Genomic DNA, 17,106 nt, shown 5'->3' on the forward strand with positions numbered 1-17,106 from the left:
CCGCAGGTCAGCGGCGATACGGCCGCTGACCTGTGGCAATCTGTCCGGTAATGGACCACCCCGTTATCACCGCATCCGTCCTGGTCGCCGGGCTCCTCCTGTCCGCCCTCTCCCTGTGGCGCGGCTGGCGGCCGTCGCTGGGCAGGGCGCTGGCCGTCGGAATCGCGCTGCGCCTGTTCCTGCTCATCACCGCCGCCGCCGACTCCTGGCAGCCGCTCGACTTCGCGAACGGTTTCAAGGCCGCCGGGCAGGCCGTCCTCGCGCACCAGGATCCGGTCGTCGCCACCCACGGGTCGTGGCACTTCCTGCCGATGATCCCCTACCTGTACGGCCTGGGCCTGCGGGCGGGACTGCCCTGGGAGATCGCCGGGCGGCTGGTCACCGTGGCCGCCGACATCGCGCTGATCCCCCTGGTGGGGAAGCTGGCCGGCGGCCGGAACGCCCCGGCCGCCCGGTTCGCCTACGCCTGCAACCCGATCGCGCTGATGGTCTCGGTGATCCACGGGCAGATCGAGCCGGTCGCGCTGGCGTTCCTGGTCGCGGCGTACGTGCTGGCGCGGGGCGGACGCGGCGGGTGGGCCGGGGCGATGTTCGGCTTCGCGCTGTCGACCGGATCGTGGCCGGTCATCCTGCTTCCGCCCCTGCTGGCGCTGCTGCCCGACTGGCGCGAACGCCTCCGCGGCATCGTGATGACCGGCGTCGTCCCGGTGTTCTTCCTGGTCACCATGCCCCTCGTGCTGAAGGTGAGCTGGTCGGACCTGCTGAACGTGGCCCGGTATCTCGGCGGCGTACGCCCGGTCGTGGGCGAATGGGGCTGGACGGCGTGGATGACCGGCGGCAACTGGGCGCTGGCCCCGACCGCCGCCGGCGTCGGGCAGGTCGTCCTGTACGCCACCCTGCTCGCGGTGATGTGGCTGTGGCGACGCGCCGACCGCGTCGACATGACCTCGGCCGTCCTGCTCGCCTTCATGATCGTCACGCCGCGCATGGGCGCCCAGTACCTGCTGTGGTTCGTGCCGTTCCTGATCGCCCGCCCGACCAGGTTCAGCCGCCCCGCGCTCGCGCTCGCCGCCCTGTGGGCGGGGCTCGGCTACATCTACCTGACCCACTTCGACGACGTCGGCTGGTGGCAGAACCACCAGTGGTGGTCGAGGAGCTCGGTCGCCGTCATCGCGCTGCTCATCCTCGCCATGCCCTGGAGCCGCCGCCGGCCCGCCGAGACGACCGACCCGGCGACCGTCGAGCCTCGACCCTTCCCGTCACACGTTCCTCAACTCTGAGCGGGGCACGGCTCGCCGACGCGGGCGCGGGGGAGGAAGCCGCCCGGCGCGGGGCCGTCGGTGAGGCGGCCGTCCTCGACCACGGCCTGGCCACGGACGAAGACGTGCCGGGCGCGGCCGCGACCGGCGTGATCGGCGTAGAGGTCGAACGTGTCGCCCGAGGCCGGGTCCAGGTCCGCGCCGGTCCAGGCCGCGTCGGGGTCCAGCAGCAGCAGGTCGGCGTCGGAGCCGACGGCGATCGTGCCCTTGCGCGGGTACATGCCGAGCGCCCGCGCCGCGCGCTCGGCGGACACCTGGGCGAAGAGCGACGGCGCGAGGCCGCGCACGTTCACGGTCTCGTGCCAGAGGACGGGCGTCCGGCTCTGGACCCCGGCGGCGCCCGGCGGCGTGAGCCGGTGGTCGTCCGGCCGCGCCGACTTCTCGGCCAGCGGGTAGGCGCAATGGTCGGACCCGACCGACGTCACGCCGCCGCCGGCCACCGCGGCCCAGAGACGGTCGCGGTCGGCGGCGCCCCGGATCGGCGGTGTGATCACGAACTTCCACCCGTCCGGGCGGGCGAAGACCGTGTCGTCGAAGGTCAGGTAGTGGGTGCAGGTCTCGGCGTGCACGGTGACGCCGGACGTCCGGGCCCGGTCGATCGCGGCCAGCGCCGCGGCGCCGGAGACGTGGAAGATGTACACGGGCGTGCCGACCGTACCGGCGATCAACGTGACCGTGCCGATCGCGGCGGCCTCGGCGAGGGCCGGCCGGCTGTCGGGAAAGTCGCGCACGTCCGTGCGGCCGCCGGCGGCGAGTTCGTGCTCGGCCGCGGTGAGCAGCTCGTGGTTCTCCGCGTGGAAGCCCGGCAGGCCGCCGTGCCGCGCGATCTCCCGCGTCAGCCGCCAGACGTCGCCGTCGTCGACGCGGTTCTCCTCGTAGGTCGTGTACATCTTGAACGAGGTGAGGCCGCGTCCGATGACCGCGCCGATGTCGCCGAGCGTCTCCTCGTCGGACCGGTTGAGGATGGGGTGCAGGCCCACCTCGATCACCGCGGCCTCGTCGATGGCGCGGATCCGTTCCTCGCATGCGTCGGCCAGCCGCTGCCCGGGCGCGTTCGGCGGCACGAAGTCGACGAGTGTCGTGGTGCCGCCGAGCGCGGCGGCACGCGTCGCCCCGGCGAACCCGTCCCGGGTGACCCGGTCGCCGTACGGCCAGGCGACGTGCGTATGAGTGTCGATGCCGCCCGGCAGCACCATGAGCCCGGCCGCGTCCACGACCTTCCGGGCGGAGGCCGGGACGCCGGGGCGCAACAGCGCCGCGACCCGCCCGCCGTCGACGCCGACGTCGAGCCGCTCGTCAAGGCGGCCGGTGACCACCCGGCCGCCGCGGATCAGGAGATCGAATGTAGGACCGCTCACGTCCGCACGCTAGGCAGGCTGAAACACGTCTGTCAAGATTGAGGAACGTCTCTACCTGATCAGCCGGAGCAGTCTCGGCAGCATCCCGCCGAGGTCACCACGGGCGAACTCGTCCACCTCGGTGATCAGCCGGTCGAGGTGCGCCCGCATCGCCCGTTCGGCGGCGTCCGGGTCGCGGGCGCGCAGCGCCTCGAGGATCGACTCGTGCTCCCTCGTCGAACGCCCCATCGTCCCGTGCCCGCCGGTGATGGTGTCGAGGAGCTGCTCCATCGGCGCCAGCTCCTCCGTCTGCAACAACGTCGCCAGCGCCCGCAGCAGCGGACTGTCGGCGGCCTGCGCCAGCTCGGTGTGGAACCGCATGGCCACCGGCGTCGGGTCCGCCCCGGCGTCGATCGCCTTCTCGTGGGCGGCGAGCAGCTCTTCCAGCCGCGCCAGCGCGTCATCCCCCGCCCGTTCCGCCACGGCGCGGACGACCTCGCACTCCACGCCCCGGCGGGCGTGCAGCCAGTCCAGGAGCTGCTGCATCGTCTGGATGTCCAGCGCCTTGCTGAAGTCGGCGTTGCGCCGCTGGTCCGAAAGCCGGCGGGCGACGTGCCGCCCGCCCTGCTCGGTGAGCACCCGGCCCTTGCGGCCGACCGGCTCGGTGAGCCCGAGGCTGTCGAGGTGGGACAGCACGCGCGAGACGCTCGCCTCGCTGATCTTCGCCCCCGTCTCGGCCAGCGATCGCGCCGCCTGGCGGGCACCCACGGGACCGGTCGAGCGGCGCAGCACCAGGAGCAGCTTCTCCGCCTCCGGGGGAAGCGCCGCGGTCGCCTCCGGCGCGGATGACGTACCGTACGCTTCCGTGGCCATACCGGTTACCATCCGTTTACCATTCGCCTGCTGATCTGCGGCTTCGCCGAGCATGTCCCGACCCGCGTGAGCAGAATTTAACACGAGGAGCCTTCCTCAAATTTGAGGGACGTGTTAGCTTCCCGAGAAACATCCATCCAACGCGATCTTAAGGGGTCTCGATGAGTTCGCGCACGCCGTACGCCCACAGCCTGGACGACCCGGAGCTGCGCAAGCTGTACCGGGAGGCGGGCTTCAGCGGACGCGTCGGCTGGGGCTCGCGACCGGCCGTCCTGGTCATCGACATGGCCAAGGCCTGGACCGACCGGGACGAACAGCTCGGCGCGGACGTGGAGCCGACGCTCAAGGCGGTGGTCACCCTGCTCGGCGCCGCCCGCGAACACGACGTACCCATCATCTTCACGACCATGGCCTACGACCCGGCGATGATCGAGGCGGGTCCGGTGGTCACCGCCAAGACGCCGCACAGCAAGCTCATGCTGCGTGGTTCCGAGCGCACCCGGCTCTGCCCGGAGCTGGGCCGGCGCGACGACGAACCCCTGGTCGAAAAGCCGCGGGCCTCCGCGTTCTTCGGCACGAACGTGCTGTCCATGCTGGTGGGCCTGGGCGCGGACACGGTGATCGTCGTGGGCGTGAGCACCAGCGGCTGCGTCCGCTCCACCTGCGAGAGCGCCTTCAACCACAACCTGCACGTGATCGTGCCGCGCGATGCGGTGGCCGACCGCAGCACCTCCGCGCACGCCGGCGCCCTGATGGACATCGACGCGCGGTTCGGCGACGTGACGACCGTCGACGACGTGCTGAACCACCTCAGCACCACCAACGCCTAGACCACGGGAACGGGAGGCGGCATGCACGCGAGCGGCGTGTCCGGCAAGGCGGTGGCGATCACCGGCAGCGGCCCCGGGCGCGGGATCGGCCGCGCCCTCGCCGCCGGATTCGCCGCCGCGGGCGCCGACCTGGTCATCAACCACCTCGAAGAGGACACTCACGGGCTCGACACGTTCCTCGCCGAGCTCCGCGGCCACGGCGGGAACGTCGTCACCGTCCCCGGTGACATCGCACGGGAGGAGGTCGCCGAGCGGCTGGTCGCCACCACCGTCCGCTCGTACGGCCGGATCGACGTGCTCGTGAACAACGCCGCGATCTCCACCCAGAGCCGCGTCCACGAGATGCCGACCGAGATGTGGGACCGGATGCTGGCCGTCAACCTGACGGCCGTCTTCCTGACCACCCGCGCGGCCGTACGGCGAATGATCGCCCAGCGGTACGGCCGCGTCATCAACATCGCGTCCCAGCTCGCCCTGAAGGGCGGGGTGGACCACGCGCACTACGCGGCCGCCAAGGCGGGCGTCATCGGCTTCACCAAGTCGGTGGCGCGCGAGGGGGGCGCGTACGGAATCACCGCGAACTGCATCGCGCCCGGTCCCATCGACACCCAGATGATGCGGAACGTCCCGTCCGAATGGACGGAGAACAAGCGCGCGGAACTTGTCATCCCCCGATTCGGCGACCCCGAACAGGTGGTGCCCACGGCGCTCCTCCTCGCGTCGGAACCCGGCGGAGACCTCTACACCGGGCAGACGCTCGGACCCAACTGCGGCGACGTCATGCCCTGACCTCGGCTCGACGCCTTGGAGGCGTATCCCGGATGACCCGGCCAAGCGTGACCGCGACGACCACCCCGGCCGACGACCTCGGACTGTCCAACCCCGACCTCGCACCCCTACCGCCCGAACGGCGACGCTGGACGTGGTGGAACTACTCCACCATCTGGATGGGGATCGTGCACAACATCGTCGCCTGGCAGGTGGCGGCGAACCTCATCGCCCTCGGCATGAGCTTCTGGCAGGCACTCGGCTGCGTCTGCGCCGCGTACGGCGTCGCCTTCGCGGCCATCCTCGCCAACAGTGTGCTCGGCGCCCGCCACGGCGTGCCGTTCCCCGTGCTCGTCCGCGCGCCCTTCGGGTACTCGGCCGCGCAGATCCCGGTGTTCCTGCGCGCGTTCGTCGCCGTCTTCTGGTTCGCCGTCCATATCTACATCGGCAGCAAGGCCATCGGCGCCGTCCTGTCGGTGGCCATCCCGCACTACCGGGCGCTCGGGCACCACCACGTGCTCGGCATGGGCGTCGACGTGCTGATCGCGTTCGTCATCTGCTGGCTCGTGCACGCCTACATCGTCGGTCACGGCATCGACACGGTACGCAAGTTCGAGGTCTGGGCCGGACCGTCCATCATGGTCCTCGCCATCGGCCTGGTGATCTGGGCCGCCTCGGCCGCGGGCGGGCTCGGGCCGCTGACGAACGGCCCGTCCACGATCGCGCCCGGCGCGTTCTGGAGCACCTTCTTCCTGTCGATGAGCGCCCTGCTGGGCACCGTCGCGACGCTGGTGCTCAACATCGCCGACATGACCCGTTTCGCGCGGAGCCAGCGCGACCAGGCGATCGGTCAGGGAATCGGGTTCCCCGTGATGTTCTTCCTGTTCTCCGCCATGGGGCTGCTGGCCGCCGAGGGCACCCGGGTGGCGTTCGGCACGGTCATCACCAACCCGATCGACATCCTCACCCGCTTCGGCAACCCCGTCGTCGCCGTGCTCGGCGCGGCGTGCGTGCTCGTCGCCACGGCGTCGGTGAACGTCGCCACCAACGGTGTGTCCGCCGGCTTCGACCTGACGAACCTGGCGCCCCGGCTGCTGAACTTCCGGCGCTCCGGCATGCTCGCCGTTATCGCCGCCGTGGTGTTCGCGCCCTGGCTCTGGTACGACGAGAGCGGCGCCATCTCCGACATCCTCGGCGCCATCGGCGCCACCATGGGACCGGTGACCGGCATCATGCTCGCCGACTTCTACCTCATCCGGCACCGCCGCTACGACGTGGCCGCGCTCTACTCCCGCGACCCCGCCGATCCCTACACCTACGTCAGGGGATGGAACCCGGTCGCGCTCATCGCGTTCGCCCTCGGCGTCCTCGTCGCGCTCTCCGGCCTGTTCGTTCCGCCGCTGAAGCCGCTGTACAACTACAACTGGTTCCTCGGTGTCGCCGTCGGCGCCCTCGTCCACGTGGCCGGCACGGCGCTCTCGGGGCAGACCCTGCGGCGGCGGCAGGTCATCGTCTCTTCTCGTAGTTGAGCAGGAACGCGGCCACCCGTAGGTCACGGACGTGGGAGAGATGCTCGGTCATCGCCAGCCGCGCCGCGTCGGCGTCGCCCCGCTTGATCGCGTCGACGATCCGGACGTGCTCGGCCTGTCCCTCGCTGAGAGTGGCGGTCTGGCGCACCCGCATCTGCGGGTTGTAGATCTGCTGCAGCACGCTCAACCCGTCCAGCAGCCGGGTCGTCGTCTCGTTGTGCGCCGCGGCGCGCAGCGCGGCGTGCCACTCGGTGTTGAGGCGCAGGTGCGTCTCGTAGTCCGTGCAGGACCCGGCCTCGGCGGTGAGGTGTTCGAGCCGCGCCAGATCGTACGAAGACGCCTGACCCGCGGCCCACGCGGCGCACGCGGACTCCAGCACGATGCGCACCTCGTAGATCTCCAGGATCTCCTCGGGTGTGCGCTTCTTCACCACGTAGCCGCGGGTCTCGCGGTTGATCAGGCCTTCCTGCGCGAGCCGGGCGAGCGCTTCGCGGATCGGCGTCCTGGACACTCCCAGCCGCCTGCTCAGGGCGGTCTCCAGGAGGAGCTCGCCGGGCTGGATCGAGCCGTCGACGATCAGGAACCTGATCACCTCGTACTGCGCGGCGGCCGAGTCGCGCGGCGCCGATCCGAACTCGCCGGACCCGGGAGACCGTTCAGGCAGGGTGTTCGGCATGGGCCTTCCTGGAACAGTGGATGCGACGGCCGGGCCCTCCGGGCCGTCGAGCTTCTTCATCGTGGCGCATGCCCTCGGCGCGCTGGGCCGCGGAAGGCATCGGTCAGGACGCGGCGAGCCGGCGGATCGCGAGTTCGGCCAGCAGCGTCGCGGCGTCGGCGATGACGGTGTCGTCGAACCGCGCCAGCGGCGAGTGGTTGGACGCCGCGGGGCCCGTCGCGGCGTCGTGCGCGCCGAGGAAGACGAAGGTGCCCGGCACCTCGGCCAGGACCCGGGAGAAGTCCTCCGCCCCGGTCTTGGGCACCGCGAGCGGCTCCCACCGCACCGAGCCGAAGACCTCCTCGACCACTCCCGCGGCGAACGCGGTCTCGGCCGGGTCCGTGACCGTCGCCGGATACTGCGGCTCGAAGGACAGCGCGACCTCCACCCCGTGGGCCCGGCCCACGTTCGCCAGCACCCGGCCGATCTCCTCCTCCGCCCTGCGCATGGCCTCGGGAGAGAAGGCCCGGACGGTGGCGCCGAGCGAGGCGTGGTCGGGGATCACGTTGACCGCCTCCCCGGCCCGTACCCGGCCGACGGTGACCACGACCGGGTCGAACACGTCGAAGCGTCGCGTGACCATGGTCTGCAACGCGGTGATCAGCTCGGCCGCGACCGGCACGGGATCCTTGGCGTCGTGCGGGCGCGACCCGTGCCCTCCCGCCCCGTGGACCGTGGCGTCGAAGGTGGCCGAGGCGGCCATCAGCGTCCCCGGCCGGCCGTGGAACATGCCGGACGCGTGCTCGGTGCTCACGTGCACGCCGTAGGCGGCGACCGGGCGGTCGCCGGCGGCCTCCAGCACGCCTTCGGCGATCATCTGCCCGGCGCCGTCGTAGCCCTCCTCCCCGGGCTGGAACATGAAGATCACGTCACCGGCCAGGCGTTCCCGCCGCGCGGACAGCAGCCGCGCGGCACCGACCAGGCCGGCCGTGTGCAGGTCGTGGCCGCAGGCGTGCATGGCGCCGTTGGACGAGGCGTACGGCAGGCCGGTCTTCTCGACCACCGGCAGGGCGTCCATGTCGCCGCGCAGCAGGACGGCCGGCCCCGGTGCGCCGCCCCGCAGCACGGCCGTCACCGAGTCCAGCGCGCCGCCCGTCTTGACCTCCAGCGGCAGCCCGTCCAGCGCGGCGAGGACCCGCTGCTGCGTCCGCGGGAGCCGCAGCCCGATCTCCGGGTCCGCATGGATCTCGCGGCGGAGGCGGACGAGGTCACCGGAGAGCGCACGAGCGTCATCGCGCAAGGTCATCGAGGGTCTCCTTCCGCGCACGCTCGGTCAGCGACGCACGGTCGATCTTGTTGGTGGATGAGAGCGGGAGCGCGTCGACGAACCACACCCGCCGCGGGTGCTGGTAGGCGGGTGCGTGCTCCAGCACGTGGCGCTTGATGCCCTCGGCGTCGGCCTCCGCCCCGGCCCGTACGACCACGAACGCGACCGGCTTGGTGCCCTTGATCTCGTCCGGTACGGGGACCACGGCCGAGTGCAGGACGTCCGGGTGGGACTGGATCACCCGCTCGACCTCGCCGGGGTAGATGTTCTCGCCGCCGGAGACGAACATGTCGTCGGACCTGCCCACGAAGAAGTAGAACCCATCACCGTCCACGCGGAAGATGTCCTTGGTGTGGTAAAAGCCGTCGGCGGTGACCGGGTCCGGGACGTCGGGCCGGTTGTGGTAGCCGGTCATCAGCGCCGGGCAGCGGATCTCCAGTACCCCCTGGTCCGGGACGACCGTCCCGGCGCCGTCGACCAGGCGGAGCTCCACGTGCGGGTCGGCCACGCCGACCGAGCCGTCCGGGGTGGGCAGGCCGCCCGGATGCGCGGTGAACGCGATCGGCCCGGACTCGGTGGTGCCGTAGCCGAACTGCACCCGCGCGCCGGGGAGCACGGCGCGGACCTGGTCGAACAGGCTCTGGCTGGCCGGCGCCGACCCCATGAACACCTCGGTGACGCTGGACAGGTCCAGGCTCTGGACCAGGTCCCGCTCCTGGAAGAGCATCGCGATCATCGGCGGCACCGCGGTCAGCCGGGTGACCCGGTGCTCGGCGATGGCCCGCAGGTAGCCACGGGCGTCGAAGGCGGGCATGACCACGCTGGTGACGCCCGTCGCCAGGGCCGACTGCACGTTCGCGAGCGCGTTCATGTGGTACAGCGGCGCCGCGACCAGGTTGCGGTTCCCCGGCGGTGGCGGCGTGGCCGCGCGCACCTCCAGCACCCACAGGTGGCTGCGCTGCGACAGCACGACGCCCTTCGGCCGGCCGGTGGAGCCCGAGGTGTAGAGGAACATGGCGGCGTCGGTGGGCGCGGGCCGGTGCGAGACGAACCGCTCGGGGTCGGCGGCGAGGTCGCACCCGACCTCCTCCAGCGGGAAGCGCGGAAGGTCCACGCTCAGCGCCCGTTCGTCGGTGAACACCGCGACCGCACCGGAGTCGGTGAGGATGTACTCCACGCCCGACCGGGGCAGCTTGTGGCTGATCGGCACCGGCACCAGCCCGGCACGCTGCAGCGCGTAGAACGCCACCACCCAGCGGACGCTGTTGAGGCCGACGAGGCCGACGCGCGCGCCGATGGGAAAGCCCTGCTCGCGCAGCCACTGGCCGGTCGCCCGCACGGCGGTGTCGAACTCGGCGTACGTCCACGTGCCGAGTGCCGCCCCGGCGGTGTCGGTCTCCACGAACGCCGGATGGTCCGGCCGGGTCAGGCTCACCGCGTCGCCCTGGTTGACGTAGTCGAAGGTCACCGCGACGCTCCCTCGACGGCGGACAGGAAGGTGCCCCGGCCGACGGCCACCACCTTGCCGTCCGCGCCCGTCACGACCGCCTCGGACACCGACACCTGGCGGCCGGGCTTGACCACGGTCCCGACCGCGGTGAGCGGGCCCGGGCGGGCCGGGCGCAGATAGTCCACGCGCAGGTCGACGGTGGGGACCGCGCGGCCGATCGTGCCGACGAGGGCCCAGTCGGCGGCGAGGTCGGCCATCGCCGCGAGCACGCCTCCGTGGGCGGTCCCGCGTCCGGGGTCGGAGACGAACTCCTCCCGCCAGGGCGCCTGAACGGTGATGCTGCGCTCGCTCAGCGCGGTCACCCGCAGGCCCAGCCACCGGTGGAACGGGCTCGCCAGGATCAGCCGCTCGACCTCGTCGGCGCGCGGCAGCAGTGTCTCCGGCACGCCTCAGCCCTCCAGCCAGGGGTCGACCACGATCTTCCCGATGACCTCACGGTCGCGGAGCCGGCGCAGCCCCTCGTGCGCCCTCGACAGCGGCATCACCTCGTCCACGACCGGGGCGAACTCCCCGGCGGCCACACCGGCGAGCAGCGCGTGGAAGTCGTCCGCGCTGAACCCGTTGGAGCCGATCACCTGGAGCTCGAAGGTCCAGATGTAACGCAGGTCCTCGGGCGGGTCGAAGCCCGCGGTCGCGCCGCAGACGAGGATCTTGCCGCCGCGTTTCACGCTGCGCAGGGTCGGCGCCCAGGTGTCGCCTCCGGTGTAGTTGACGACGACGTCCACTCCGCCGTCGTCGCTGTGCCGCTGCGGCTTGCCGTAGCGGTCCCTGACCCACTGGCGGAAGTCGACCTCGCGGTAGTTGATGGCGTGGTCGGCGCCCAGTTCGAGCATGCGCCGCGCCTTGTCCTCGCCGCCCACGGCGGCGATCACCTCGGCGCCGAGCTTCTTGGCCAGGATCACGCTGGCGGTGCCGACGCCGCCCGACGCGCCGAGGACCAGGACCGAGTCGCCGGCGCGTACGGTCTTCTTGTCCACGATCATGCGATGGGCCGTGCCGTACGCGACCGGCAGCGCCGCCGCGTCGGCGAACGAGACCTTGTCGGGGAGGGCGATCAGCTGCTCCGCGGAGACCAGGACGTACTGGGCGAGGCCTCCGTCGAGGGTCTCCCCCATCAGCCCGCGCTGCGGGTGGTGCGGGTGGACCAGCACCCGGTCGCCGGGCCGCCAGCCCTCGACGCCCTCGCCCAGCTCGTCGACCTCGCCGGCGATGTCCAGGCCGATGATGACGGGCAGCGGGATGCGGATGCCCGGCATGCCCCGCATCGTGAACACGTCGTGGTAATTGAACGACGTGGCCCGCACCTTGACCACGACGTGCCCGGGTGCGGGCGTCGGGCGGGGGTGGTCGTCGCGCAGGCTCAGATTCTCCAGGTCGCCGTGCTCGGTGAGCACGACGGCGCGCATGGTGGCCGTCATGGCCTTCCTCTCTTTCAGGCCACGGTGACGGGGCCGTTCGGGGTGTCGATGGTGAAGGTCAGGCCGAGCGGGCCGGTCCGTACGGGAAGGCCCACGTCGACGGCGGCCAGCAGGGAGGCGATCTCGACGGGGTCGGGCGCCTGGGCGGTCAGCGCCGTCAGCGGGGTCTCCGGCAGCCCGGCCGCGGTCGGGTGCGCCGCGTCGCCCCAGTCGATGAGGAACGGGACCAGGCCGGACGGGTGAGCGTCCTCCGACGGCGTGAGGCGCCACTCCAGCAGCGAGCCGTCGGGCCGGCGGCGGCTCAGCGGCCGTACCTCGCCGGGGTCGTAGCCGCGCTGCCGGGCGCGGGCGACCGTGGCGTCCACGTCGGCGGGGCGGATCGCCCAGGTGACCACCTTGGCGGCGGTCAGGCCGTCGAGGCCGAACGGACGCGGGCGAGCCGGTTCGGGCTGCCCGGGATCCGGGCCGATGATCTCCAGGTAGCTTCGCCCGCCCAGCCCCACCAGGTAGTTGGCGGTTCCCCGGTCCGGGTGCGCGCCGCCGGCGACGGGGGCCACGCCCGTACGGCGGGTGAAGTCCGCGACCGTACCGGCCAGGTCGGGGGTGGCGTAGACGAGGTGGTCGAGCACGTCGGGAATGCCGTGCACCGTCATGGTCTCTCCGTTTCAGTCCTTTTGAACGGCTTTGCCGAGGTAGCTCTCGCGGATCTTCGGGTTGTCGACGAGCTCTCCCGCCGGGCCGGACAGCACCAGGTCGCCGGTCGCGAGCAGGTATCCGCGGTGCGCGATCGACAGCGCCAGCTCGGCGTTCTGCTCGACCATGAACGCGGTGATGCCCAGCTCGCGGTTGAGCCGTACGACGGTGTCCAGCACCCGGTCGACGAACAGGGGCGACAGGCCCATGGTGGGTTCGTCCATGCAGACGACCCTGGGCTTGGACATCAGGGCGCGGGCGAAGGCGAGCATCTGCTGCTCCCCGCCGCTCAGCGTTCCCGCGTCCTGCCGGCGCCGCTCCGCGATGCGCGGGAACAGGTCGTACATCGTCTCCAGGTCGGCGGCGATCTCGCGGCGGGGCCGGCGGGTGAACGCGCCCATCCGGAGGTTCTCCTCCACGGTCATCTCCGGGAACACCCGCCGGGCCTCCGGCACCGAGGCGACGCCCCGGCGGACGCGGGCCGGTGTCGACTCGCGGGTGACGTCGGCGCCGTCGAGCAGGACCTTCCCGGCGGTCGGCCGCACCAGGCCGAGGATCGTCTTCATCGTGGTGGACTTGCCGGAGGCGTTGCCGCCCAGCAGGCAGACGATCTCGCCGTCGAACACGTCGATCGACACCGAGTGCAGGGCGTGGAAGTGCCCGTAGTGAACGTCGACGTCGCGCAGGGACAGGATCGGCTCAGACATCGGACACCGGCGCCCTTCGGCGTCCGAGGTACGCCTCGATGACGCGGGGATCGGCCTGGACGACCTCGGGCACGTCGTCCACGAGCAGCTTGCCGCCGTCCAGCACCACCACGCGGTCGGAGACCGTGTTGACCAGGTCCATCTTGTGCTCCACCAGGAGCATGGTCTGGCCGGCCGCCTTCAGCTCCAGCAGCTTGTGCATGATCTCGTCGGTCTCCGCCGGGTTCATGCCCGCCGTCGGTTCGTCCAGCAGGAGCAACCGCGGCCTGGACACCAGCGCACGGGCGATCTCCGTACGCCGCCGGTTCGCGTACGACAGGCTGTAGGCGAGGTGGTCGGCGCGGTCCGGCAGCCGGTCCGGGAACCGGTCGAGCTGCTCGCCGACCAGGCGCCCCACCTCCGCGCGCTCGCGGCGCCGGCGCCGCCCGCCGGCGAGGTTCACCAGGGTTTCGAGGAACAGCGGCGCCCATCGCGCCACCGGGGTGTTCGACCACGAGCGCAGCGGGCCGGCGAGGCGCGTCTCATGCAGGCCGACCTCCACGTTCTCGGCGACGGTCAGGTTGCCGAACACGCGGCCGTTCTGGAAGGTGCGGGCGATGCCGGCCTGGGCGACGCGGTGCGCCTTGTGGCCCTGGATCTCCCGCCCGGCGAAGACGATCCGGCCCGCCTGCGGCCTGAGCAGCCCGCTGATCAGGTTGATCGTGCTCGTCTTGCCGGACCCGTTGGGCCCGATGATGCTCACCACCTCGCCCTCGCGTACGGCGAAGGAGACGTCGTCGACCGCCCGCAGACTGCCGTACGCCAGCGACAGGCCCGACACCCTCAGGAGCTCTTCCTTCACGCCGCCTTCCTTCCGAGAAGTCCCTGCGGGCGGAAGCGGATGAGCAGCACCAGCACCGCGCCGTAGACGAGCATCCGGTAGTCCTGCAGGCCGCGGAACAGCTCCGGAACGCCCACGAGGACGACGCTGCCCAGCAGGACGCCCAGCGGCGAACGGATCCCGCCGAGCACGACGATCGTCACGGCGAGCAGCGAGGTCTGCATGTTGAACAGGGTCGGGTCGATGTAGCCGTACTGGTGGGCCTGCAGGCTGCCGGCGATCCCGGCGAAGAAACCGCCGACGGCGAACGCCAGCGACTTGTACGAGGCGGCGTTGACGCCCGCGGACCGTACGGCGATCTCGTCCTCCCGGATCGCCGCCCAGACGTTGCCGAGCGGGGAGTCCTGCAGCCGCCGTACGACGCCGATGACCAGCAGCAGGATCACCAGGTCCAGCAGGTAGTACGTGGCCGGGGCCTCGAAGCGGAACCCGAGGATCGACGGCTGCGGGATCCCGGAGATGCCCTGCGGCCCGTTGGTCAGGTCACCGGCGTTGAGGATGAACGCGGCGATCATCGCGCCGGTGCCGAGGGTGGCGATGGCCACGTAGTGGCCGCGCAGCCGCCAGCTCGGCGACACCAGCACCACGCTCACGACCGCGGCGACGAGGCCCGAGATCAGCAGGCTCGGCCAGAACCCGAGCCCGGCCCGCGTGGTCAGCAGCGCCGAGCAGTACGCGCCGAGCGCCAGCGGGCCCGCCTGGCCGAGCGACATCTGGCCGGCGTTGCCCGTGAGCAGGGTCAGTGACAGGGCCAGGATCGCGAAGACCAGGATCTGGGTGCCGACCTCCAGCACGTAGGCGCTGAACAGGAAGGGCGCGACCGCGACGGCGAACACGATCAGCGCCGCGGCCTGCCAGCGCCGCAGCCGGTAGGGGGTGCCGAGCCCGAAGAAGGTGCCGGTCATCGGCTCGGCCGCGAGCGTACGGGCCTTGCCCAGCAGCCCGGACGGGCGCAGCCACAGCACCGCGATGAGGACGACGAAGGTGATGAGCTGGCGGGCGCCGTCGCCCCACTGCGCGATGCCGAACGCCTCGGCGACGCCGAGCAGGACGCCGCCGACGATCGCGCCGGGCATGCTGCCGAGCCCGCCCAGCGTGGCCGCGGTGAACGCCTCGAACACCGCGGTGTCGCCGATGGTCGGGTTGACGTTGCTGACGTACATGCCGACGAACACCCCGGCCAGCCCGCCGAGCGCGGAGGCCAGGACGAAGGCGATGTTCTCGACGGCGCGCACGGGGATGCCCATCTGCGCGGCGGCGTCGCGGTCCTGTGCCGTGGCCCGGATGGCCTGGCCGAGCCGGTGGTACCGCAGGAACGCCGCCAGCGCCGTGATCACCGCGGCGGTGATCGAGAGGATGACGATGTGCAGCGTGCCGAACCGTACGCCCGCCAGCTCGAAGTCGTCGCTGGACAGCAGCTGCGGGAACCTCCGGGTGTCCGGGGAGAAGACGAGCTGGGCGGCGTTGGCCAGGATGATCGAGACGGCGAAGGTGGACAGCAGGGCCGCGATCGGCGGCGCGCCGGCGAGCGGCTGCACCGCGAGCACGTTGATGACCAGGCCGAGCAGGCCGGTGAAGACGACGACGCCGATGACCGCGGCCCACAGCGGCCAGTGCTCGCGGGCGATCAGCCACCAGCCGACCAGCGCGCCCACGGCGAAGACCGCCCCCTGGGCGAAGTTGATGAGGTTGGAGACGCCGAAGATCAGCGAGATGCCCACCGCGAGCAGCGCGTACGCGCCGCCGTTGATGACGCCGGAGATGAGGATGGAGAGCATCGCGCTACTTGCCGGCGAGGACGTACTTGCCGTCCTTGACGACGACCTCGATGAAGTGCGGAGTGCCGACGCGCCGGTTGGGCCCGAACGCGAACGGCCCGGTGACCACGCTGGGGATGTCCTTCCCCTTGAGCAGCCCCTCGTGGATGCCGGCCCGGGTCGCGCCGTACTTCCTGGCCGCCCAGATCAGGATGTTGATGGCGTCGTACGCGCCGGCGCCGAACATGTCCGGGGTCTCGTGGTAGAGGCTCTGCCACTTCCGCACGAACGCCTTCACCTCCTGCCGCGGGTCGTCGGCGAAGAAGGTGGTGTTGAGCCGTACGCCGTTGGTCGCGTCACCGCCGAGCGTGAGGTACTGCGGTGAGTACGCGCTGTTGGAGACGATGATCGGCGTCGACTCGAACCCGACGGCCCGCGCCTGCTGGGTGAGCAGGGCGGCGTCCTTGTAGTAGCCGATGATGGTGAGCACGTCCGGCTTCGACTGGTGCGCCTTGATGAGCGTCGGCCGGAAGTCGGTGGACGAGGCGATGAACCCGGACGAATAGGTGATCGTGTCGCCGTTGGCCTTGGCCGCCTTCTGGTAGATCTTCCAGACCGTGGCTCCCCAGTCGGTGTCGAGGTAGACCACGGCGTGCCGGGTGCCGTACCTGTGCGCGAGGTCGGCCTGGCTCTTGGCGGAGTCGTCCTGGCTCTCGGCGTTGCTCCACATGTACTGCCCGCCCTTGGTGAAATCGGGGTGGGAGTCGGTGATGCCGAACTGCGTGAGCCTGGCCCGCTCGTAGATGCTGGACGCGGCCATGGAGGCCGGGCTGGCGAAGTCACCGAGCTCGGCGACGATCCTGCCGTCGGAGGCGAACTTCTGCGCGATCGTCACGGCCTGGCGCGGGTTCGCCTGGCTGTCCTGGATGTCGACCTGGACCTTCCGGCCCCCGATCCCGCCGGCCTTGTTGACCTCGCTGATCGCGAGGTTGAAGGCCTTCTTCCAGATGGCCCCGTACTCCGCGTTGTCGCCGGTCATCGGCCCGCAGACGCCGAACACGACCGGCCCGGACGACGAACCGCCGCCCGAGGAGCCGGAGGAGGAGAACGGATTCCGGCAGGCGTTCAGGGCCAGCGCACCGGCACCCAGAGCAGCACCGCGCAGCAGCCCGCGACGAGAAAGGTTGTTCACGTGAGGTCCCCAGCAGAAGAGCAGCAACCGACCTCGCCCGCGACCTGCGCAGACGAGTCGTAGGAGCTATAGGAGGTTATTCCTATCGATTTAGTGGGACAATACGTACACGCGTGTATACGGGTCAACCCACGAGGTCTGTGAGCATCCCCACAGCCCCGTCGACAGGACCCCGAGGCTTCCGGTCGCCCGGCCTGTGACACGAGTCCACCGTCCAGCGAGTCGGACATCTAACGACATTGACAACCGTTTCCGATCTCATGATGATGAGACTGGTTTTCATTTTCATCTTGATGAAGTGCGCACCTGAG

General features: G+C 71.2%; 16 protein-coding genes. 4 read left to right on the top strand and 12 right to left on the bottom strand.

Annotated elements, in window-relative coordinates:
* The first annotated feature begins 50 nt into the window (after positions 1-50).
* Positions 51-1,280: a glycosyltransferase 87 family protein gene (locus tag OG417_RS52400; RefSeq protein ID WP_329246825.1), complete on the top strand. Its 1,230-nt coding sequence runs from the start codon at positions 51-53 to the stop codon at positions 1,278-1,280.
* On the opposite strand, the gene OG417_RS52405 is transcribed toward OG417_RS52400, so the two are convergent.
* Entirely contained in the window at positions 1,271-2,677 is a 1,407-nt protein-coding gene (locus OG417_RS52405) for an amidohydrolase family protein (RefSeq protein WP_329246828.1), read from the bottom strand. The genes OG417_RS52400 and OG417_RS52405 overlap by 10 nt on opposite strands.
* Before the next feature lie 51 nt (positions 2,678-2,728).
* A complete protein-coding gene (locus tag OG417_RS52410) occupies positions 2,729-3,529 on the bottom strand; it encodes an FCD domain-containing protein (RefSeq protein WP_329246830.1) in 801 nt (266 codons plus the stop codon).
* Positions 3,530-3,690: 161 nt separating this feature from the next.
* Between OG417_RS52410 and OG417_RS52415 the strand changes: the two genes are divergently transcribed.
* Genes OG417_RS52415 through OG417_RS52425 form a run of 3 tightly spaced genes read left to right on the top strand, consistent with a single transcriptional unit; the run spans position 3,691 to position 6,656 of the window.
* The gene (locus OG417_RS52415; protein WP_329246832.1) at positions 3,691-4,359 is read left to right on the top strand and encodes an isochorismatase family protein; all 669 of its coding nucleotides are present in this window, start codon (positions 3,691-3,693) and stop codon (positions 4,357-4,359) included.
* A gap of 21 nt (positions 4,360-4,380) precedes the next feature.
* Positions 4,381-5,148, top strand: coding sequence for an SDR family NAD(P)-dependent oxidoreductase (locus OG417_RS52420; protein WP_329246835.1), 768 nt, complete (start codon positions 4,381-4,383; stop codon positions 5,146-5,148).
* A gap of 32 nt (positions 5,149-5,180) precedes the next feature.
* Positions 5,181-6,656: an NCS1 family nucleobase:cation symporter-1 gene (locus OG417_RS52425; RefSeq protein WP_329246838.1), complete on the top strand. Its 1,476-nt coding sequence runs from the start codon at positions 5,181-5,183 to the stop codon at positions 6,654-6,656.
* On the opposite strand, the gene OG417_RS52430 is transcribed toward OG417_RS52425, so the two are convergent.
* From OG417_RS52430 to OG417_RS52475, 10 genes are all read right to left on the bottom strand, one after another.
* The gene (locus OG417_RS52430) at positions 6,634-7,332 is read right to left on the bottom strand and encodes a GntR family transcriptional regulator (RefSeq protein ID WP_329246841.1); all 699 of its coding nucleotides are present in this window, start codon (positions 7,330-7,332) and stop codon (positions 6,634-6,636) included. The two genes, OG417_RS52425 and OG417_RS52430, sit on opposite strands and share 23 nt — an antisense overlap.
* A 103-nt stretch (positions 7,333-7,435) precedes the next feature.
* Positions 7,436-8,617 (bottom strand): M20 metallopeptidase family protein, encoded by a 1,182-nt coding sequence (locus OG417_RS52435; protein WP_329246844.1) that lies wholly within the window; start codon positions 8,615-8,617, stop codon positions 7,436-7,438.
* Complete coding sequence (locus OG417_RS52440) at positions 8,601-10,106, bottom strand: class I adenylate-forming enzyme family protein (RefSeq protein WP_329246848.1); 1,506 nt, start codon at positions 10,104-10,106, stop codon at positions 8,601-8,603. The genes OG417_RS52435 and OG417_RS52440 overlap by 17 nt, the downstream gene beginning before the upstream one ends.
* On the bottom strand, positions 10,103-10,534 hold the full coding sequence (locus tag OG417_RS52445) for a PaaI family thioesterase (RefSeq protein WP_329246851.1): 432 nt from the start codon (positions 10,532-10,534) through the stop codon (positions 10,103-10,105). The genes OG417_RS52440 and OG417_RS52445 overlap by 4 nt, the downstream gene beginning before the upstream one ends.
* A 3-nt stretch (positions 10,535-10,537) precedes the next feature.
* A complete protein-coding gene (locus OG417_RS52450) occupies positions 10,538-11,566 on the bottom strand; it encodes a zinc-binding dehydrogenase (protein ID WP_329246854.1) in 1,029 nt (342 codons plus the stop codon).
* A gap of 14 nt (positions 11,567-11,580) precedes the next feature.
* The gene (locus OG417_RS52455) at positions 11,581-12,219 is read right to left on the bottom strand and encodes a VOC family protein (protein ID WP_329246856.1); all 639 of its coding nucleotides are present in this window, start codon (positions 12,217-12,219) and stop codon (positions 11,581-11,583) included.
* Positions 12,220-12,231: 12 nt separating this feature from the next.
* Positions 12,232-12,966 carry an ABC transporter ATP-binding protein gene (locus OG417_RS52460; RefSeq protein ID WP_329246859.1) on the bottom strand — a complete coding sequence of 245 codons (735 nt, stop codon included), beginning with the start codon at positions 12,964-12,966 and terminating at the stop codon, positions 12,232-12,234.
* The gene (locus OG417_RS52465; protein ID WP_329246862.1) at positions 12,959-13,807 is read right to left on the bottom strand and encodes an ABC transporter ATP-binding protein; all 849 of its coding nucleotides are present in this window, start codon (positions 13,805-13,807) and stop codon (positions 12,959-12,961) included. The genes OG417_RS52460 and OG417_RS52465 overlap by 8 nt, the downstream gene beginning before the upstream one ends.
* Positions 13,804-15,624, bottom strand: coding sequence for an ABC transporter permease (locus tag OG417_RS52470; protein WP_329246864.1), 1,821 nt, complete (start codon positions 15,622-15,624; stop codon positions 13,804-13,806). Before OG417_RS52470 ends, OG417_RS52465 begins: the two co-directional genes overlap by 4 nt.
* Before the next feature lie 4 nt (positions 15,625-15,628).
* A complete protein-coding gene (locus OG417_RS52475; protein WP_329246866.1) occupies positions 15,629-16,795 on the bottom strand; it encodes an ABC transporter substrate-binding protein in 1,167 nt (388 codons plus the stop codon).
* Between the last annotated feature and the right edge of the window lie 311 nt (positions 16,796-17,106).

It is taken from the genome of Actinoallomurus sp. NBC_01490 (assembly GCF_036227085.1).
In the GTDB taxonomy this organism is placed as follows: Bacteria; Actinomycetota; Actinomycetes; order Streptosporangiales; family Streptosporangiaceae; genus Actinoallomurus; species Actinoallomurus oryzae.